Raw genomic sequence first — 255 nt, 5'->3', positions numbered from 1 at the left:
ACGGGAGGCAGCAGTGGGGAATATTGCACAATGGGCGCAAGCCTGATGCAGCCATGCCGCGTGTGTGAAGAAGGCCTTCGGGTTGTAAAGCACTTTCAGCGAGGAGGAAGGTGGTGAGCTTAATACGCTCATCAATTGACGTTACTCGCAGAAGAAGCACCGGCTAACTCCGTGCCAGCAGCCGCGGTAATACGGAGGGTGCAAGCGTTAATCGGAATTACTGGGCGTAAAGCGCACGCAGGCGGTTTGTTAAGT

At 54.9% G+C, this 255-nt stretch carries 1 rRNA gene; it reads left to right on the top strand.

The features are described 5' to 3' along the window. Positions 1 to 255 (top strand): 16S ribosomal RNA (locus tag M6G53_RS25330); the annotation flags it as partial.

The sequence above is a fragment of the Serratia nevei genome (assembly GCF_024160145.1).
Classification (GTDB): domain Bacteria; phylum Pseudomonadota; class Gammaproteobacteria; order Enterobacterales; family Enterobacteriaceae; genus Serratia; species Serratia nevei_A.
The sequence above is the reverse complement of the archived record's forward strand: the minus strand, read 5'-3'. Positions and strand labels throughout refer to the sequence as shown.